General features: G+C 59.4%; 11 protein-coding genes. 8 read left to right on the top strand and 3 right to left on the bottom strand.

Features of this window, described 5'->3' with window-relative positions; genetic code table 11:
• Nucleotides 1-66 precede the first annotated feature (66 nt).
• Entirely contained in the window at nt 67-450 is a 384-nt protein-coding gene (locus tag OHL14_RS10710; protein WP_263379337.1) for a hypothetical protein, read from the top strand.
• On the opposite strand, the gene bshC is transcribed toward OHL14_RS10710, so the two are convergent.
• On the bottom strand, nt 437-2107 hold the full coding sequence (bshC, locus tag OHL14_RS10705; protein WP_263379336.1) for a bacillithiol biosynthesis cysteine-adding enzyme BshC: 1671 nt from the start codon (nt 2105-2107) through the stop codon (nt 437-439). The genes OHL14_RS10710 and bshC overlap by 14 nt on opposite strands.
• A 181-nt stretch (nt 2108-2288) precedes the next feature.
• On the opposite strand from bshC, the gene OHL14_RS10700 reads away from it, so the two are divergent.
• The 4 genes from OHL14_RS10700 (at nt 2289) to OHL14_RS10685 (ending at nt 6303) form a co-directional block, all read left to right on the top strand.
• Nucleotides 2289-2960, top strand: a complete 672-nt coding sequence (locus tag OHL14_RS10700) for an NUDIX hydrolase (protein WP_263379335.1) — start codon at nt 2289-2291, stop codon at nt 2958-2960.
• A gap of 233 nt (nt 2961-3193) precedes the next feature.
• Nucleotides 3194-3409: a cold shock domain-containing protein gene (locus OHL14_RS10695; protein ID WP_263379334.1), complete on the top strand. Its 216-nt coding sequence runs from the start codon at nt 3194-3196 to the stop codon at nt 3407-3409.
• 286 nt (nt 3410-3695) lie between these two features.
• Entirely contained in the window at nt 3696-5528 is a 1833-nt protein-coding gene (locus tag OHL14_RS10690; protein ID WP_263379333.1) for a helix-hairpin-helix domain-containing protein, read from the top strand.
• A gap of 202 nt (nt 5529-5730) precedes the next feature.
• A complete protein-coding gene (locus OHL14_RS10685; RefSeq protein WP_263379332.1) occupies nt 5731-6303 on the top strand; it encodes a hypothetical protein in 573 nt (190 codons plus the stop codon).
• 354 nt (nt 6304-6657) lie between these two features.
• Here OHL14_RS10685 and OHL14_RS10680 read toward each other — a convergent pair whose 3' ends face one another.
• Nucleotides 6658-7539: a hypothetical protein gene (locus tag OHL14_RS10680; protein WP_263379331.1), complete on the bottom strand. Its 882-nt coding sequence runs from the start codon at nt 7537-7539 to the stop codon at nt 6658-6660.
• 182 nt (nt 7540-7721) lie between these two features.
• Between OHL14_RS10680 and OHL14_RS10675 the strand changes: the two genes are divergently transcribed.
• The 3 genes from OHL14_RS10675 to OHL14_RS10665 all read left to right on the top strand — a co-directional run bounded on the left by OHL14_RS10675 (nt 7722) and on the right by OHL14_RS10665 (nt 10460).
• Nucleotides 7722-8708 carry an FAD-dependent oxidoreductase gene (locus tag OHL14_RS10675; RefSeq protein WP_263379330.1) on the top strand — a complete coding sequence of 329 codons (987 nt, stop codon included), beginning with the start codon at nt 7722-7724 and terminating at the stop codon, nt 8706-8708.
• Between the two features lie 109 nt (nt 8709-8817).
• Nucleotides 8818-9984, top strand: a complete 1167-nt coding sequence (locus OHL14_RS10670; protein ID WP_263379329.1) for a citrate synthase — start codon at nt 8818-8820, stop codon at nt 9982-9984.
• Between the two features lie 134 nt (nt 9985-10118).
• A complete protein-coding gene (locus tag OHL14_RS10665) occupies nt 10119-10460 on the top strand; it encodes a hypothetical protein (RefSeq protein WP_263379328.1) in 342 nt (113 codons plus the stop codon).
• A 13-nt stretch (nt 10461-10473) separates the two neighbouring features.
• On the opposite strand, the gene OHL14_RS10660 is transcribed toward OHL14_RS10665, so the two are convergent.
• Nucleotides 10474-14619: a carboxypeptidase-like regulatory domain-containing protein gene (locus OHL14_RS10660; RefSeq protein WP_263379327.1), complete on the bottom strand. Its 4146-nt coding sequence runs from the start codon at nt 14617-14619 to the stop codon at nt 10474-10476.
• Nucleotides 14620-14632: the final 13 nt, after the last annotated feature.

Genomic DNA, 14632 nt, shown 5'->3' with positions numbered 1-14632 from the left:
TACGCAGAAACAAACGCCCAAGTTCCAACTATCCACGGCGACCAGGGGGCAGTACACTCGACGCCTATGCAAAAACCTGTTGGCATCACAGTGACGGCCACCCTGATCTGCATCTCCCTGGTAACCAACACCGTTTTGGTTTTTGCGAAGTCCCCCATAACCGGAAAGGCCAAATCAACATCCGATTTGCTCATTGGCTTGGCCATTCAGGCTCTTACGGCAGTTATCGTCTGGTTCTACTATCGGGGACAAAACTGGGCGCGCTGGCTCGTAATTCTACAAGCTGCAGTCTCGATCGTAACGGGTCTCAGCTCCTCCAAAGAGTGGCAGAGGTCCCACTTTGGAGGAGCGGTCTATATCTACGACGCGTTGCTCGGCGTCTTCTTGCTCGTCTATCTCAATACCATGCAGATTCGTAGCTGGTTCAATAGACCCACTATAGAAAAATGACCCGATGCCCCGGACACTCCTGCGCGGCATTCTCCACCAGCAGCGCCGGCAGCGCCTCGCCAAACTTCGCCAGAAACAGCACTCCCGCCAGCAGCCGCTCCTGCAGATGCCCCTCGGGATACAGGTTCAGCACAATCGCTGTCGCATGCTTCGTGAGCGACGCTTCCTTCTGCAGCTCGAACCTCGCAGCCATCCGTCGCAGCCGGTTCATCTGGTAGCGCATCTTGCTCGCCGAAACCCCCGCAGACCGCCCCAGATCGGCATCCATCGCCGCCATGTACTCCGTCAGCGCGGTCAACTCCGTGTCCATCGCGTTGCCCGCCGCCGCAATCTTCCGCTTGCCTTCGATCGGCATCGCGCGCGCACCCATGCCCATTGCAAGGCCTTCCGCCGTCTTCGCCTCAACTACTTGTAGGTAGGACACCTCATGCGCCGCCATCGTCTGCGCAATCGCAGGCTCGATCAGCGTAGCCGATAGCCGCGGCAGCACCGCCGTAATCCGCCCCAGAATCTTCTCGTACACCACCGCCGACTGCGCGAAGTACGCCACCTCAGCCGGTCCGCCCACATACGCCGCCGTCGGCAGAATCGTGTCCTGGAACACCGGTCGTAGCAGCGCGTTCGGGCTCAATCGTTCCGGCTCCGTCGCCAGTATCTCCAGCAGCTCCGCCGACGTGTACGTCCGCGCTCCCGCCTTCCACTGCCCGTCCGCCGTTCGCCGCAGCGGCTGCCGAATCCCCGCCCGCAGCTCATCCGGCTTTTCCGTCTCCGCCGCATCGATCAGGAACAGCAGCGAATGTCCTTCCGTCACCAGCACCTGCGCGTGATACCCCGCAGCTTCCAGCTCCTTCGACCGAGCGATCAGCGCCGTCTCCAGCTCGTCCGCGTTCTCAATCGCAGCCTTCAGCGCCGAAGCTCCCAGCGCATGGAAGTCCCGCGACGCGGCATCCATCACGATCAGCCCAAACGCTTCAAACGTCTTCGTAATCAACCGGCCGAACGCTCCCGCCAGCGTCGCTCCCGGCATGTAGCACTCGCGCAGCAGCTCCGTAATCGGAGCCCAGCCCAGCAGCTCGCTCGCCTGCTCCAGAGCCTCCTGCAGCCGCTGATGCCCCTCATCGCCATGCTCGCCCAGCACCCGTGCTCCCACCGGCAGCGCGCGCTCATCATTCAATCCCAGCCGCAGCGTCTCCACCGCCGTCTTGCTCAGCAGCGACACCTGATCGACCTCTGCCAGATCATGGTCCTCGCTCGCCAGCCAGAACACCGGCACATGGTCCTTCCCACTCAGCCGAGTCGCCTCCTGCGCCTTACGAATCGCCGTCGCCGCCTTCAGCAGCGTCAGCAGCGGCCCACCGAACAGTCCAACCTGCTGCCCCGTCACCACCGCCGCCGCTCCGTTCCGCAGCCGCTCGATGTTCGCGATCACCGCCCCACCCGCGTTGAACCGGTCCGTCTGCCGCAGCAGCGCATCCGTCAACTTGCTCCGATGTCCTTCATCCAGCGCAGGCACCTTGCCCGCCCATGCCATCGAAAACGGGTCCGTCGGATACCACCGGCGCAGCGCAGCCACACCCGCAGGCGTGGGCTCAACAAACTCCCGAAAGAGCGCAGTGCTGCCGGGCAGCGTCGAGATGGGGTGACACTCAGAGTTCATACTTGCTTCCAGTCTCTCATCTTGATAGGTCCAGAGCGGCCTCCATTTGGATGCGTCCCCCGCCCCTCTGATTCAACAGATTCAGCTTCACCCAGCCCCGACCAGCAAACCTCCCCACTTCCTCTGCCCTCTTCTCGTATCTCTTGTCTGAACAAGCACCCCTCTTTGCTAACGTAATTACATGGCCACCACGAAGAAGTCCGCCCCCGCAAAGAAGCCTGCCACCGCCAGCAGGAAGCCCGCGAAGAAAGCCCCCGCGAAGTCCGCAGCCAAGTCCGCTCCCCTCAAGCTCACCGGCAAAGGCCGCACCCTCTCCTCCAAGACCGTCTTCACCAGCCGCGTCTTCTGGATCACCCGCGACGAGGTCTCCGAGCCCGGCAACGCCACCATTGTCTCCCGCGACGTCATCCGTCACAACGGCTCCGTCGTCATCCTCGCCGTCGACACCAAGACCAACCCCGCCGATCCGAACATCCTTCTCATTCGCCAGTATCGCCACGCCGCCGGCAAGCTCCTCCTCGAACTCCCCGCAGGCCGCATCGAGCCCGGCGAAAAGCTCATCCCCGCAGCCAAACGCGAGCTCATCGAAGAGACCGGCTACCGCGCAAAGAAGTGGTCCAAACACACCCGCTACTACGCCAGCCCCGGCTTCCTCACTGAAGCCATGAACATTCTCCTCGCCGAAGACCTCACCCTCGGCGAAGCCGCGCCCGAGGACGACGAGAAGATCGAGATCCACATGACCCCACTCTCCGAAGTTCTCAAGCTCATCCACGCAGGCAAAATTGAAGACGGCAAAACCCTCATCGGCGTCCTCCTCTACGCCTCGCAGTTCCATCGCAAGGCGTTGTAAAAGCATAGTTTTTCGGATACTTACCGTCCGATAAACAACTTTTTACCTGGCTGCAAATACTGCAAGGAAAACGCTTACCTAAAGCACAAGGCGCTCCAAATACTTTCCAGACGTTTTCAACAGAAGATCAGGCAGCGTAGGCCCCACCCACTGCGTCATATGAACTTATGACTTTCTGTCGCCACCAGACAGTAAGAACGGCAATACAAGTTTGCGGATGGGAATAGGGACTTATGGCACAGTACAAAGGCACCGTGAAGTGGTTCAACAACGCAAAGGGTTATGGCTTCCTCGGTCGTGAGGATGGTCCTGACGTATTCGTTCATTACAGCTCGATCCAGCTGGACGGCTATAAAAGCCTGAAAGAAGGAGACGAGGTTGAATTCGACGTCATCCAGGGCAGCAAAGGCCCGCAGGCTGACGCCGTAACACGTACCAAGGCTGTCTAGCGCAGTCTCCTCCATCGGAGTTTTATAACCACCGAGATGCCCCGAGGACCCCGCTCGTTTGAGCCTGCGTCTTCGGGGCCTACTCGTCTCTAAACCAAAGTTCCTCTCAAAATAAAGCTGTCATCTCGACCGGAGCAGCGCAGTCTTATAGCGATGCGAAGAGGAGAAACCCTGTATTTACGCGAGCGACCTGAGAGGCACGAGCTCGTCCACCCCACCGACAGCTACAATCTCCCCAAGCCGTACCTCACGAGCCAAGCCGTACCTCACGAGACAGAACGACCCTATGGACAACATCACGATCGCCCGGCTGCTCGACGAGACAGCGGCGCTGCTCGAAATCGACGCCGCTGACGCCTTCCGCATCCGCTCCTATCGCCGCGCCGCCGAGACCATCGAGCAGCAGACAACCCAGCTCTCCACTTTTTGCGGCCCCGACTGCGACCCCAAACTTCTCCTCGCTATTCCCGGCATTGGCAAAGGCATGGCCGCTAACATCCGCGACCTTGTCGCCACCGGCACCATGCCCCTGCGCGAAGAGCTGCTGAAAAAGTACAAGGCCTCCATGCTGGAGCTGCTGCGTCTCCCAGGCATGGGCCCCAAGACCGTATCGATGCTCTACTCCGCTCTGCAGATTGGTGACATCGAAGCTCTCGAAGAGGCCGCCAAACGCGGCGATCTGCTACCACTCCCACGCCTCGGCCAGAAGTTCACCGACAAGCTGCTCAAAGGCATCGAAGATTACCGCAAGAACTCCTCGCGCTTCCGCATCGACGTCGCCACCGAGTACGCCGACCGCATCAGCAAACTCATCTTCAACTTCCCCGGCATCGAGACCATCACCCCCGCAGGCTCCCTCCGTCGTGGCCGCGAAACCTGCGGTGATCTTGACCTCCTCGTCACCGGCCCGGCCTGCGAGCCCGACGTTGTAGCCGCCGCCGTCGAGCACGTCGCCACGCTGCCGCTCATCGACAAGCTCCTCGCCAAAGGCCAGAACAAGGTCAGCTTCACGCTACGGAACAACCTCCAAGTGGATGTCCGTCTGCTGCCGCGCGCCAGCTACGGCGCTGCCTTGCAGTACTTCACCGGCAGCAAGCACCACAACGTCGCGCTGCGTCAGCGAGCGATCAAGCGCGGCCTCACGCTCTCGGAATACGCTCTGCTCCGCCTCGAAGACAACAAGATCATCGCTGCCGCCACCGAAGCCGAGATCTACAACGCGCTCGATCTCGACTACATTCCACCCGAACTCCGCGAAAACAACGGCGAGCTCGAAGCCGCCGCCAACCACACCCTTCCCGTGCTCATCGAGCGCGCCGATATCCGCGGCGACCTCCACATGCACACCACCGAAACCGACGGCTCCAACTCCATCCTCGAGATGGCCGAAGCAGCCATCGAACGCGGCCTCGAATACATCGCCATCACCGATCACTCCAAGGCGCTCGCCATGGCCAGTGGCATGAACGATGAACGCGCCCTCGCCCACGCCGCCCGCATCCGCTCCGTCAGCGACGAACTAGCCTCAGCCTTTGCCGATAAGCGCGGCCCGCAATGGGATCGTTACGAGCGCCTCAAGAGCGAAGGCAAGCCAGTCGAACCGCCGACCGTCCCGTTCCGCATCCTCGCAGGCGTCGAAGTCGACATCCTCCTCGATGGCTCGCTCGATCTCACCGACGACACCCTGGCTCAACTCGACATCGTCGTAGCCAGCGTCCACTCCGGCTTCAGTCAGCTCTTGGAAGAGATCACGGCCCGCGTTCTGCGCGCCGCAGAAAACCCGCACGTCCACATCCTCGGCCATCCCACCGGTCGCAAGGTCCTCGGTCGCGAACCGTATAAAGTCGATCTCTCCGTGCTCCTGCCTGCGGCTGCCCGCCTCGGAGTCGCTGTCGAACACAACGCCTCCCCCGCGCGCTCCGATCTCAACGACGTCAACCTCCGCCTCGCCAAACAGACCGGCTGCAAAATCGTCGTTAATACCGACGCCCACTCCATCGACGACTTCGACAAACTGAAGTTCGGCATCATCCAGCTACGCCGCGCCTGGCTCACCGCCCCCGACGTGCTCAATACCCTGCCCGTCGACCAGCTCCTCGCCGCCCTCAAACGCGGGTAAGTCCCGTCCCGCCCTTCGCAGCAGCCATTTTCCGTGTCCCCGAGCGGCTTCACACTCTTCCCTCATCTACTCTTAGCTCTAAGCTGGGCAAAAACCTTAAGCACCACGATCTGCAGGCAGAGCCCGTTCACTCCCTCTTCCTCCTCCCTGCCTCTACACCTTTCTTAATGCCAAGCTGGCGACTTCACGGTATGCTCTTCCCATGGCCTACGATCTGAAACTTGCTCCCGAACCCGATCACGGAGTTATGCCCGCGATCGCGATCTCCGTTCTGGTGCTCATCGTCGTCGCAGTCATCGTCTTCCTCGTCAACCCGCGTGAGACCGCCGTCCTCAAACTGGACCGCGTGAACGTCTACGCTCCGCACACCGAGTACAAGCAGGCGCCCGGTGCCATGCACGTCGCCGGCCTCGCGAACACCACCGAGGACGATCTCTACGTCGTCGCCACCGTCAGCATGACCGACAAGATCCGCCTCCCGCTCTTCATCTCCGGCACCACCGTTACGCTCACCAACGCGGACGGCACAGCCGTCGAGGCCACCGGTGTCGCCCCGCAGTACTACGGTCGCCTCACCAGCACCTTCCCCCCGCTCGGTGGCTTCCTCGGCAAGCCCCTCTACGACGGCGACCAGATCAATCCCAACGAAAGCAAGACGGGCAACATCCTGGTCCTCTTCCCCGGACTTACCGAGCAGGCCTGGCACGCCAAGAAGTCCGCAGTCCTCACCATCAGCCTGCGCAACCAGTCCCCCCAGACCATCACCCTTCCGTAGCCCTTCCCTTTTGTCATTTCGTAGCGAAGCGTAGGAATCTTCACTCTGCCTGAACCTGTAGGCAACATTCCGCAGCCAACAACCTGCAATCCACCAAATCCTGTCAACCCCCAAAAGCCCCTATCTCCTACATTCCGCGCGAGATAGAATTTGCATACTTATCCCTTCCCATTTGCTAGAATTAAGTAAAGGGGCAAAGAAAAGGTCAGCCGCCAAAGCAGCCGACCCTTTCTTTTCAATACTTTGCGTCTAAGCCATTCAAAATTAGAAGCTTAGGACAAAAGAACCGCCCAAACCCCAGGCTAACCCCATACACATCAAGACTTTACTTGAGAATAGGGGGGTAGGGGTGAGTCAGGGAAGCATGGGCTTCGGAGCATCGTTCGGAACGCTCAGATAGCCAGCAATCATCTTCTTGCTGATTCCGTTCACGACGACCTCGAACAACTGAGGATCTTTGCCCGAGTAGAACGTGATCGCCTGGTTCAGCGACTGATCGCGCTTCTCGATCCGCTTGTCGTCTGAGCTGATAATCAGCGTGAACTTGTTGTTCTTCACATCGACCTTCGACGCGCTCAGCTTGATCGTTCCAAGGTTGATCGGAGCAGCGCCGCGCTCGATAGCGAACTGATAGAACGTGCGTTCGCCTTTATGCTTCAACACGTTCAGCTCATGGCTGTTGGTCGCGATCTTTTCGCCCAACTCATCCTGTCCGCTCGCAACCTTCGCCACGGACTTCTTGATGGCCATCTGCTCGGCCTGCGTACTCGCGACATCGGTCTTCATCGCGCTCACATCGGTCTTCACACCCTGAACATCGGTCTGAACGGCAGCAACCTGCTGCTCGGTGTAAGCCTGACGTTGCTGCTGCTGCTTCGCAGCAAGTGCAATGGCAGCCTTGTCTTCAGCAACCAACTTCGCGGACTTGTCCTCGAGCTGCTTCTGCGTCAAGCCGACCTTGTCGCCGAGAGCGCGGCCCTGCGCCTTCAGCCGCAGATTCGTGTCCTCCAATGAGTCCTTCAGCTGCGCATTCTCGGAGTTGGCCTGAGCCAGCTTGGTTTCGGTCGCCGCAATGTGGCTCTGCAGCATATACACCCAAGCCACAGTCACGAGCGCCAGGAGAAATGCGATGGTCGCCAGCGCGCCCATCCAGGCGGGAACCTTGTGTATCTCGATAATTTCGGGGGCGCGTTCGCCCTTCGGCTCTGTCGTCACTTGCTTCACCACCTGTGCCATAACTTGGGATTCCCTCCAAACTTCATTGATTTGCTGTCGATGGATCGGTCGTTCGGGTGCTGCTCTGCGCTGCAAACACTAGTTCAAGGAGAAGTCTGTTGTAGGTAAACCAGTATCATCTTACAGCGCAACCGTGCATTTGCATCCTTTTCTGTGCAGAGGCTGGCTTACTATGGAGGCACATGTATTCGTCGTCTGCAGCGCGCTTCACCCCCTTCTTCCCCACTTCAGTCCATTCTTTGCAATCCGTCGTCATCAGCGGAGCCGGCCTTATTGGCTTATCGATTGCACTGGAGTTGCATCATCGTGGAGTCGCCGTCTCGGTGGTGGATGTCGGCGGCGCACTGCAGCAGGCATCCACCGCCGCCGCCGGGATGTTGGCCGTAGAAGATCCCCACAATCCGCCGGAGATTCTGGAGCTGTCGCGCTATAGCCACTCGCTCTACCCTGAGTTTTTGTCTCGGGTCGAAGCCCTCAGCGGCCTGAAGGTGCCTCTACAGACGGAGGTCTGCATCCAGTACCTTCCCAACGGCGAACGCCTGCAACTCGATGAGCAATCGCTCGACCCGAGGCAGCTGGCTACCGCGCTGCTCGCTGCCATTCGCGCTGCAAGGATCGAGGTGCACGAAGGCTGTTCAGCGCGGGCGAAAGCTCCGTTTCAGGGACGAAAGCTGATTGTCGCCGCAGGAGCGTGGTCCGGGGCGCCGATCCAGCCACGTAAGGGACAGATGCTGCGCGTAGCGCTACCACACTCGCTGCGTGATCTGCGCCAGGTAACCCGCGCGGAGCACATTTATATAGTGCCGCGCACACAGGGACCGCAGGCCGGATCTGTACTGATCGGAGCAACTGTCGAGGACGCAGGCTTCGACAAGACGGTACACGAGGCGGACCTCAAACACCTCCGCGCACGGGCTGCGGAGTTCCTGCCTGCGCTGATCTCCGAAGTTGACGCCCCCGGACTTGAAGCCTGGGCAGGGCTTCGGCCCGCAGTGCCCGATTCACTGCCCCTGCTCGGCAGCTATGACGGCATGCTCTTCGCCACGGGACACTACCGCAACGGCATCCTGCTGGCGCCGGCCACCGCCGCAGTGATTGCGGACCTGCTAGAGGACAAACGGCCAGCGATCGATCTCTCCTCCTTCAGGCCGCAGCGATTCTCCAGCTAGAACAGGACATCGCACAAAGCTGCCGATATTCGCACTCGCTGCATGACAATCGTTCAAGTGAGGTTCGATAATCAAGTCGCAATTGATTTCTGTATCGGAGAATGCCGCAATGTCTACCGCCGCTCCTAAAGGTTTGCAGGACGTAGTCGCCAACGAATCCTCCATCTGTTTTATCGATGGCGGCAAGGGCATTCTGTCTTACCGTGGTATCGACATCCACGAGCTTGCAGAGAAGTCTACGTTTGAAGAGATTACGTATCTGCTTTGGAACGGTGCCCTGCCGACGGCTGCGGAGTTGAACGACTTTTCGCACCAGCTGGCAGCGGCGCGCAACTTGCCAGATGATGTGATCGCCTTCCTGCGCAGCGTGCCAAAGACTGCCGCTCCGATGGAGGTCCTGCGTACGACTGTTTCCCTGCTCTCGATCTACGATCCCGATGAGAAGTCTGTGCTGCACACGGCAAACATCCGCAAGAGCTTCCGTTTGACGGCGCAGATCGCGATGATCATTGCCAACTTCGATCGCATTCGCAAGGGCAAAGAGCTCGTCGCGCCCGATACCTCACTTTCACACGCGGCAAACTTCCTGTGGATGCTGAACGGTGTGAAGCCCACCGAGACGGCGACGAAGGCGCTCGACGTAGCGCTGATCCTGCACGCAGACCACGAGCTGAATGCCAGCACGTTTGCTGCTCGCGTGATCGCTGCAACGCTCTCCGATATGCACTCCGCTGTGACCGGAGCAATCGGCGCGCTGAAGGGACCGTTGCATGGTGGCGCGAACGAAGCCGTGATGCATCTTCTGTACGACATCGACAAGGCTGGCGAAGATCCAGTCGAGCACGTTCGTGCGATGCTGGCGAACAAGGAGAAGATTTCCGGTTTCGGCCATCGTGTGTATACCACCGAAGACCCACGCGCCACTCACCTACGCAAGATGTCAGAAGATCTGGGCAAGGACGCAAACCCCAAGTGGTACACGATGTCTCGGGCGATCGAGCTATTTGTGCGGGACGAGAAGAAGCTGAACGCGAATGTGGACTTCTACTCCGCCAGCACATACACCACGCTGGGCATCGACATCGATCTGTTCACACCGATCTTCGCGCTCTCGCGCATCTCTGGCTGGTGTGCGCACATTATCGAGCAGCACGACGACAACCGCCTGATCCGTCCGCGCGCTGACTACACTGGTCCCGCCTGGCCCGAGCCTTATGTTCCGATGGCGGAGCGGACCTCCAAGACAGTTCCCTACCCGCCGAAACCGAGTGCGTAGGTCAAGACCAAGATGGCTCCGATGCATCATCGCATCGGAGCCATTTCCTCTTGCACACCTATCTTTTCTACACTGCTGTTCTGAGAACGGAATCGAGACAGTCTGACCCGATTCTTCATCGTACGGAGCACCTCATGCTTCTCGATCTTGGCAAAGCGCTATCTTTCCTGATCAGCCTGCTCTCACTCTATCCACTGTTCTTCGCGGCGTTCTTTGTACCGGGGACTCACTGGCAAGACCGCCTGCTACTCGCATCCGACAAGGTTGTGCTTTCGGCCCTTTGCTGCTTTGTCAGTGGCATTCTCTTTTCAACATCTGAGCATCGCCAGTCGACCTTAACAGCCCAAGAGGTATTCGCAACTCTTCCCGTCCGCCTTTATGTACTTGCGCTGGGCGGAATGGCGGTGCTGTTTTTATCTTCGTGGTTCATCGACACCTACTACATGCCCCTCTTCTGGAAGAATCTGCCACATTAGCGTTCTACTTCGCTTAGAACTCGAGTCGCACGGCGAGTTGCAAACGGAATGGATCGTGCGCGGAGCGGATGGTCCCAAACTCGGGGTTGTAGTGGACGCCATCCTTGGAGATCTCGCTGATGGGATTGTAGAAGTTCGCACGGTTGAACGCGTTGTATGCCTCTGCGCGAATAATGAAGGCCTGCGACTCGTTGAAGCCGCGTGTGGCCTTCTGGAAAGCGATGTCCTGATCAAAGTAGGCGGGGCCGGTGAAGCGATTGCGACTGCTGTTGCCAAGGCAGGCAGCGGGCGTCGAACTGGGCACGTAGAGATTAGGCTGGGCGTAGATGTTGGGGCAGGCAGCGTTGTCGACCGAGGGTAGGAAGCTGCCGAGGTTGTTGGAATTGAAGCCTGAGATGTAGTTCGAGGTGTTGCCGCCGTGTGTGCTGACGCCTGTGGAAGGAATATTCACGAGTTGCGTGATCTGACCGTAGGAGGGGCCAGAGAAGACCGTAAAAGGCTGGCCGGTCTGAACCACGGTGATCCCTGAAAGGGTAAATCCAGAGTTGTACCAGTGGCCTTTGAAGGGCAGGTTGTAGACGAAGTCCGCTACGCCGCGCTGGCGAACATCGAAATCGGACGGACCATAGTCCACACCTGCAGTGGCGCCCTTCGAACTGAAGGCGAGCGGATTCTGCGGAAGGCTGTAGTGGCTCGTATTAATGGTGCTGGTGCCGGTGGTCGTGAGGGCGGATTGAATGGCATCGAAGGACGGAACATTTGCCGACTGTAGAACGCTGGTGGCGAGTGCTGTGGGTAGAGTCTTCGATGTGGGGATCAACTGGTTGCCGCGGAGTCCTCCGTTGCTGCCGAAGGCCGTAGGGCTGATGCCGAGCGCCGAGGCTGCGGGATTTCCTTCACCGTAGAGTTGGCGACCGAAGAGCTGCGTAAACAGCGAGTCTGTCGAGCCGGGGAAGCTGCTACTTGCAATATTGTCGAGCGATTTGGAGAAGGTGTACGAGGCGTGCATCGAGAGACCATGCCAGAGGCGGCCTTCGACGCGGGCCACCACTGAATGGTAGTTGGCGTTGCCGATGTGCGACTCGGTGAAGACCGGGAAGTACGCATCGTTGTTGCAGCCTGTCGTGTTTTGAGTGCAGTAGAACTCGTTAGCGAAGTTGCTGTCGTAGACAAGTGGCAGGTCGCTCGAGATGGACCCGACGTAACCAAACTCGCCGCTCCACGAACCAGTGAAACGGTGCTGGACGCTGGTGCTGATCTGGATAGAGTAAGGCGTCTGCAGAGCGTTGGGATCGCGCTCGTAAAGGATGCTGGCCCCGCTCGAAGCCTGATAGTTCTGAAAGGTGGATTGCGCGGTAGATTCAGTGGGAAAGGACGCGTAGTTGAGGGTACTGAGGCCGAAACCGCATTGCGTCTGGGCCTGGCAAGTGGATGAGCTGTAGCTCGAGTAAAAATTCTGGCCGTAGATCGAGCTCGGATTCTGAACGTTATAGGGGCTGGGTCGGTTCAATAGCAGCTTCTGGTTATAGCTGGCTGGAAGATGGTCGTAGTAACCGCCGACCGCCGCTCGAATCACGTTGCGATAGCTGTTATCGGGGGAGAAGGAGGCACCGAACATTCCGGTGAGATTGTGCTTTTGCGTGGGTAGCTGGAAGGTCCCGCCCGTGTTGCAGTTCCAGCCAGTGACTGGCGTGCTGGCGCGCAGTGAGCCGTAGACGGAATCGAAGAAGGTGGTGCCGCCGCCGCACTGATAGTCAAATGCGTCGAAGGTACCTTTGGCTGTCTGGCGATTCAGGCCCTGATTGGTGACGTTGTAGTTCCACAGTCGGCCCTGGGTATCGAGCGGCTGGCCGAAGTACTCGTAGCGAGCTCCGAACTGAAGGGTTACGCGCTCGATGGGCTGGAACTTGTGTTCCGCAAAGACGCCGAAGGACGAGCTACGCAGATCCCCTGTGTACCCGGTGGGCTGACGGAGTTCGTAGTCGAATGACGGGTGGTGGAAGGCGTTGCCGCAGCTGACGCAGGTCTCGCTATCGTGGGTAAACTCACCGATGTTGTTGGAGACGATGAGCCCGCGCGTCGCGCCACCGTCGTAGCTGAAGTTCTGCTGGTAACGATACTCGCCGCCGACGGTGAGGAAGTTACGGCTGCCGAGGTGAATCTCGAGGGCATCTGAGAGGAAGGCTTCGGTATCACGACGCTTGGAGGGCGCGGAGAGCGGAGCCCCGATGCGGGCGAGAGGGAAGGTGCCATCCAGTGAGGGAGTGATCGGCGAGGGCGATCGCGAACCAGGAGTGGCGGCGGAGCAACTTGCGCTGGCGGCATCGGTGCAGTTCGCCTGCCAGAAAGAGTCGTACCACCCCCCAATGGCGCCCGCCTGACCTATCTTCGCGCCGGACGCGCTGGTGTCGATGCCGCTGAGCACAATGGTGGGTAAGGCTCCGGCAGGCAGACCAAGCGAGCTCCCATTGACGCTGTGGTCTTGCGCGACCTCATCGACACGGTACTGTGTGAAGGCGAGGTTCAACAGATTGCGATTGTGCCCGTCGCCAAAGGGAAAGTTGTATGTGACAGCGGCGCTCTGATTCTGCGCGCGCCGATTGGCTCCGTTACCAGGATAAGCGGAGCTGGCGGGTAGCGTATCGTCGTGCAGTTGATCGAGGAGCTGCCCGTTGTAACGGAAACTGAGAGTGCCGAGACCCTGCAGCGAATAGTCCGGACGCAACTCCACGTTGTGGACGTTGGTGTAATTGGGCGCAGTACCACGGTAAAAGCCGAGGATGCCGGTGTTGGTCTGTGCGATCGAATTGCTTGTCTGGCCGACGTTGGCGTTGGGGAACAAGCTGAGCACACTCTGCGCGATCTGCTGATCGCTGCTCAGTGTTCCGGTCTCCTGGTCGAGGGGCGTGGGCACACGCTCGAAGATGGGGTTGGGGTTGTTGATTAGGGTGCCTTCGTAGCTCGCGAAGAAGAAGAGCCGATCACCGAGAGGTCCACCGATGCTGCCACCAAACTGTTTGGAGCTGAAGGGCTGCGTATGACTGTCCTGCGTGGCGAGGATGCTTGACGGGTTGAAGGCTCCCGCCCCGCAGATCTGCGAGGCGCAGCCGCTATCGATGCCAAGACCTGCGGCAGAGCCGAAGAGACCGAAGAGCTCGTTATAAGACTGCGGGCTGTAGCCGCAGAATGCACTACCGTTACCGCCATTGCAGTTGTCGCCCGTTACCGGGGGAGCCACGCCGTTCGAGCCATTCAGATTAGCCGCAATGATGTGCAGCGGAGTCGTGGTGCTGGCAGACAGATTATTTGCGTAAGCGGCCGCGCTTGCGAAGCCCGAGTTTGAATACACAGAGAGGGGCGTGCCGGCGTTTAGAGAGTCCGAGTTAAAGTAGCCGAAGAGGGAGCCGTGCCAAGCGTGCCCCTTGCTACCGGTCGCGCCGTTGCTGGTGATGATATCGACGACACCGCCACTGCCCTGCCCGTAGCGCAGGCTGGGATCGGCATAGGTGACGCGAAACTCGCGCACAGCTTCGTTAATCTGGAACGGAATCGCCTGATTGGTGCTCGACGCCACATTATCGACGCCATCGAGAAGGAAGTTGGTGGAAGTGCTTCGTGAACCGTCGATGCTGAAGGCCGCACCCTGAAGCGGTGAACCTTGTTCCACGTCGTGGACCTCAGGCTGGATCAGTCCGAGCGCGAGGAAGTTTCGATTGAAGAGCGGGAGCACGCGGATCTGCTCGTTGCTGATGTTCGCTCCGGGTGAGACGCCGCGATCGTTTTCGATGAGGCCGCCGGACTTCTGCACGAGCTGTGCGGTGACACCCTTAGAGATATCGATATCGGGCACGGCGGTATGCTTTGACTCTGCCGCGACATCGAAGTGCGGGTCGGTGCCGATCAGCTTGCCCGTTGCATCGTAGACGTCGACCGCGTACCCTTCGCCAGCCACCACGTTATCGAAGCTGTAACGACCGTCTGGAGCAGTGTTCATCGGGGCATCTACGTTCAGCGCCTTATTGACGAGATGCACCTCCACCCCGGCGACCGGCTTGAAGACGTTGCCGTTGATGATGCGTCCATCGACCAGGGCCTGGCCGATTGCGCCGGAGCAGACGAGGAACACGACAAGACTGAGGAGGCTAATGCGCAGACGCATATCCGAATCCTTA

This window comes from Granulicella paludicola (genome assembly GCF_025685545.1).
Classification (GTDB): domain Bacteria; phylum Acidobacteriota; class Terriglobia; order Terriglobales; family Acidobacteriaceae; genus Granulicella; species Granulicella paludicola.
The sequence above is the reverse complement of the archived record's forward strand: the minus strand, read 5'-3'. Positions and strand labels throughout refer to the sequence as shown.

What these genes read in the sequence shown, in the direction of transcription:
- OHL14_RS10675 (WP_263379330.1), top strand. Translation starts at nt 7,722, where the DNA reads ATGTATTCGTCGTCTGCAGCGCGCTTCACCCCCTTCTTCCCCACTTCA.
- OHL14_RS10660 (WP_263379327.1), bottom strand. Translation starts at nt 14,619, where the DNA reads ATGCGTCTGCGCATTAGCCTCCTCAGTCTTGTCGTGTTCCTCGTCTGC.
- OHL14_RS10700 (WP_263379335.1), top strand. Translation starts at nt 2,289, where the DNA reads ATGGCCACCACGAAGAAGTCCGCCCCCGCAAAGAAGCCTGCCACCGCC.
- OHL14_RS10665 (WP_263379328.1), top strand. Translation starts at nt 10,119, where the DNA reads ATGCTTCTCGATCTTGGCAAAGCGCTATCTTTCCTGATCAGCCTGCTC.
- OHL14_RS10695 (WP_263379334.1), top strand. Translation starts at nt 3,194, where the DNA reads ATGGCACAGTACAAAGGCACCGTGAAGTGGTTCAACAACGCAAAGGGT.
- OHL14_RS10710 (WP_263379337.1), top strand. Translation starts at nt 67, where the DNA reads ATGCAAAAACCTGTTGGCATCACAGTGACGGCCACCCTGATCTGCATC.
- OHL14_RS10690 (WP_263379333.1), top strand. Translation starts at nt 3,696, where the DNA reads ATGGACAACATCACGATCGCCCGGCTGCTCGACGAGACAGCGGCGCTG.
- bshC (WP_263379336.1), bottom strand. Translation starts at nt 2,107, where the DNA reads ATGAACTCTGAGTGTCACCCCATCTCGACGCTGCCCGGCAGCACTGCG.
- OHL14_RS10685 (WP_263379332.1), top strand. Translation starts at nt 5,731, where the DNA reads ATGGCCTACGATCTGAAACTTGCTCCCGAACCCGATCACGGAGTTATG.
- OHL14_RS10670 (WP_263379329.1), top strand. Translation starts at nt 8,818, where the DNA reads ATGTCTACCGCCGCTCCTAAAGGTTTGCAGGACGTAGTCGCCAACGAA.
- OHL14_RS10680 (WP_263379331.1), bottom strand. Translation starts at nt 7,539, where the DNA reads ATGGCACAGGTGGTGAAGCAAGTGACGACAGAGCCGAAGGGCGAACGC.